This window comes from Frankia sp. CgKIO3 (genome assembly GCF_977946435.1).
On record NZ_CDWTMO010000247.1, the window covers coordinates 1 to 4189 of the forward strand.

The window sequence follows — 4189 nt, forward strand, 5'->3', positions numbered from 1 at the left end:
GCTGTGGGGTGGGCCGCGGGAGTCTCCTGCGCTGCGGGAGCCGCGTCCCGCGACCGGGCGGCGTCCTGGATGTCCTGCTTGGTGACACGTCCACCCGGCCCGGTTCCCGCCACGGTCCCCAGGTCCACGCTGAGCTCGGCGGCCATCTTGCGCACGAGCGGAGTGACGTAGCGACCGATGCCGTCGCCGTTCCCGTTGGCGGCGGCCGGGATCTGGGCCGGGACCGGGGTGGGCTCCGGCTGACGAGCGAACGCCGGTGCCGGCGTGGGCGTCGGAGCGGGTGTCGAAGCGGGTGCGGGTGCGGGCGTCGGAGTAGGCGGAGGCGCCGCGGCAGCCGGCTTCACGGGTTCCGGCGCCGGCTCGGGTTCCGGCGCCGCGGGCGCCTGCGCGGCCTGCGCCGGTGCGGCGCCGCCACCCGCGGACCCGTTGTCGATCACCGCGAGCTCGACGCCGACCTCGACGGTCTCATCCTCGGCGACCTTGATCGAGCTGACGACACCGGAGGCGGGGGCGGGGATCTCGGTGTCGACCTTGTCGGTGCTGACCTCGAGCAGTGGCTCGTCGGCCTTGACGCGTTCACCCTCCTGCTTCAGCCACCGTGTGACGGTTCCCTCGGAGACACTCTCCCCGAGCCGGGGCATTCTGACAGATACAGACATGCGGAACGACTCCTTCGTCGCGTCCGGCATCTGCACCGCGCGGGCGGCCGGCCGGAGGCGCTCATGCTTGGCGTGGCCTGCATCCTGGGCGGATCGGGCCGCGGGGGTGGCGCGGGGCAGGCACGATCCAGGGCGGTGCCCGCTAACCGTGGACGTGAAGGGGCTTGCCGGCCAGCGCCAGATGCGCCTCGCCGAGAGCCTCGGACAGCGTGGGATGCGGGTGGATGAGCTGGGCGACCTCGGCGGGGAACGCCTCCCAGTTGGTGATGAGCTGAGCCTCGGCGATGAGCTCGCCGACCCGGTCGCCGACCATGTGCACGCCCACCACCGGACCATCGGGGACCGCGATCAGAGTGACCGCACCGGAGGTCCTGAGGATCTGGGACTTGCCGTTGCCCGCCAGGTTGTAGGTGACCGTCTTGATCTCGCCGTACCGCTCCCTGGCGACCGCGGCGGTCAGGCCGACCGAGGCCACCTCCGGATGGGAGTAGGTGACCCGCGGAACGTTGTCGTAGTCGACCGGCACCGGGCCCAGCCCGGCGAGCTGCTCTGCGACGAAGATGCCTTCGGCGAAGCCGACGTGGGCGAGCTGGAGCCCGGGCCGCAGGTCGCCCAGCGCGGACACGGTCGGAATGTTCGTGCGCAGCTGACGGTCGACCAGCACGTAGCCGCGGTCGGTCGCGATGCCGACCTCCTCGTAGCCGAGACCTTCCGAGACCGGTCCACGACCGACTGCGACGAGCAGCAGTTCGGCCTCGATGGTGGTCCCGTTCTCGAGGGACACCGTCACGCCTTGGTCGGTGGACTTCACCCCGGAGAACCGCGCGCCGAGATGCTGCTTGATGCCGCGCTTGCGGAAGGCGCGCTTCAGCAGCTTGGAGCTGGACTCGTCCTCGAGCGGGACGAGGTGCGGCAGCGCCTCGACGATGGTCACCTCGGCCCCGTAGGACCGCCAGACGGAGGCGAACTCGCATCCGATGGCCCCGGCGCCCAGTACCACCGCGGAGGCCGGCACACGGTCGAGGGTCAAGGCGTCATCGCTGGTGATGACCTTGTCGTGGTCGATGTCCAGGCCGGGCAGGGTCTTGGAGTACGAACCGGTCGCGAGCAGGACGTGCCGCCCCTCGATGACCCGGTCTCCGACGGCCACGGCGGTCGGGGAGACCAGCCGGCCGAATCCCTCGACGACCTCGATCCCCCGGGACTTGATCAGGCCGGTCAGCCCCTTGAAGAGCCCGGCGACGACCGAGTCCTTGTAGGAGTTGACCGTGGCCATGTCGATGCCGTCGAGGGTCGAGCGAACCCCGAAGGCCTCGCTTTCGTTGATGTTGTCAACGATCTCCGCCGAATGCAGCAGCGCCTTGGTCGGGATGCAACCTCGGTGCAGGCAGGTGCCGCCGAGCTTGTCCTTCTCGATCAGAACGACGCTCAGGTCGAGTTCCGCGGCGCGCAGCGCGGCGGCGTATCCGCCGCTGCCGCCACCGAGGATGACCAGGTCGACGGGACCGGCCGCTGAATTCGTCACGCCAGGGGTCCCTTCTCGTTGAATCCTGAGGTCTTGCTGGTGGTGCTGAGAGCGTTACTCGTAGTGCCCGCTACGCTCGGCGGCGAAGCCGGTGGCGCGGTTGGCCGCCGCTCCCGACGGCGTTCCCGCCGCTGAGCGCGGCCGCCGAAGCAGGAGTGTCAGGCCACGACTCGCCTAGCCACGGCGACCGGATGCCAGTCTTTCACGTCGTGCGTCCACTGCCGCTCGGATGGGCGTGAGTGTGCTGCATTGCGCGATGCGCCAGCAACCGTTGTGTACCTACCTTCCTCCGCAGGTCAGCTCTCAGCCGGGGAACCGGTGGCCGAACCGGGGGAGGCCACCATCGCCGCGCGGTCCTGCGCCAGCTGGACGAGCGTGCGTACGATCATGCCGGTCCCCCCCTTGGGGGTGTGGCCGTAGGGCTCTCCACCGTTCCAGGAGGGACCGGCGATGTCGATGTGCGCCCAGGACACCTTCTCGGGGACGAACGAGGCGAGGAAGTGCGCGGCGACCAGCATGCCGCCATCCCGGTTGCCTCCCGGTGGCACGTTGGCGATGTCGGCCACTGTTGAGTCCAGTCCCTTGCGCAGATCCGGCGGAAGGGGCATCGGCCAGACGCTTTCGCCGGCGGCGGCGGCCGCCGCCGCGACCGCGTCCACCGCGGCCGCACGACCCATCAGCCCGCTCGTCCGGTGGCCGAGGGCGACAATCTGTGCGCCGGTCAGGGTGGCCACGTCCACGATCAGGTCCGGTGACTCCTCGTTGGCGCGGACGAGGGCGTCGGCGAGCATCAGCCGGCCCTCGGCGTCGGTGTTGAGCACCTCCACCCGGGTGCCGCCGCGCAGGGTGAGAACGTCGGAGGGACGGATCGCGTCGCCCGAGGGCATGTTCTCCGCGCAGGGCATCCAGCCGGTGAGAGTGATCGGGAGCTTGAGCCGGGCCGCGGCGATGACGGTGCCGAGCACCGCGGCCGCGCCCGCCATGTCGGTCTTCATCCATTCCATGGATGTCGACGGCTTCAGGGACAATCCCCCGGAATCGAAGGTGATGCCCTTGCCGACCAGCGCCAGCGCCGGCCGCTCGGATCCACCGCCGCGCCATTCCAGCCGCACCAGCCGCGGCGGATTCGCGGATCCCTGGCCGACACCGAGCAGGCCTCCGAAGCCGCCCTCGGCGAGCGTCACCTCGTCGAGGACCTCGACTGTCACGCCGGCGGCGGTGGCCCGCTCGACGGCGATGTCGGCGAACAGGGCGGGGGACAGATGGCTCGGCGGAGTGTTCACCAGATCGCGGACCAGGGTGACCGCATCCGTGATGATGACGGCCTGGCGCAGTTCCTCTTCCGCCGTCGGGAGGCTCCGCTCGTCAACGAGCAGCGTCAGCTCCTCGACGGGGCGTGGGCGGCCGTTCGCTGACGTGGTGCGCAGCCCGTCATAGGAGTAGGTGCCGAGCAACGCGCCTTCGGTCACGGCCCGCACCGACTCCGGCGTGACCGCGCCCGGCGCGGCCGCCAGAGCGACGGCCACCCGCGCGGTCCCGGCGAGGGAGCGCACCGCGACCCCGGACGCCCGGCGTAGTGCCTCGGTGTCGATCGGCGTGGACGACATCGGCGTGGACGACGTGGCGAGGGGGCCCAGCCCGACCGCGAGGACCGTCGTGCAGGGCACGGCACCGAGGGTGGCGAAGCGGACCGTTTCGCCGGCCTTGCCGGTCGCACCCAGCGAGGCAAGCACCTCCGTCAGCCGGCCGCCGAGCGCGGTGTCCAGGTCCGCCGCGCCCCCGGTCACGAGGAGCCCCTCGTTGCCGGTGGCGGTGCCGATCACCACCGCGTCCACATCGAGATCGGCGAGAGCGGCGGTACTGGGCACGATGGTGGTCATGCAGTGAGCGTATTGAACGGGACGTCTTCCCGGCGGTGATCCGGACGCCACCGGCGGGTGGCCGGAGGCCAGGCCCGCGGTCGTTTCGGCCGGTGCCGGCCTGCATACTAGGCTTGTTTTCCGCA

Annotated in this window: 3 protein-coding genes; all 3 read right to left on the reverse strand. The window is 71.0% G+C overall.

Annotated features, from left to right (window positions below; all coding sequences use genetic code 11):
* Window positions 1-659 (reverse strand): biotin/lipoyl-containing protein (locus AC08OJ_RS18880; RefSeq protein WP_476596440.1); only part of this gene is annotated, 659 nt, incomplete at its 3' end.
* Window positions 660-801: 142 nt separating this feature from the next.
* A complete protein-coding gene (lpdA, locus tag AC08OJ_RS18885; RefSeq protein ID WP_476594601.1) occupies window positions 802-2184 on the reverse strand; it encodes a dihydrolipoyl dehydrogenase in 1383 nt (460 codons plus the stop codon).
* Window positions 2185-2480: 296 nt separating this feature from the next.
* Complete coding sequence (locus tag AC08OJ_RS18890; protein ID WP_476596441.1) at window positions 2481-4064, reverse strand: leucyl aminopeptidase; 1584 nt, start codon at window positions 4062-4064, stop codon at window positions 2481-2483.
* Between the last annotated feature and the right edge of the window lie 125 nt (window positions 4065-4189).

Excerpts from the sequence above, each read along its gene's own strand:
- AC08OJ_RS18890 (WP_476596441.1), bottom strand. The coding sequence starts at position 4,064 with ATGACCACCATCGTGCCCAGTACCGCCGCTCTCGCCGATCTCGATGTG.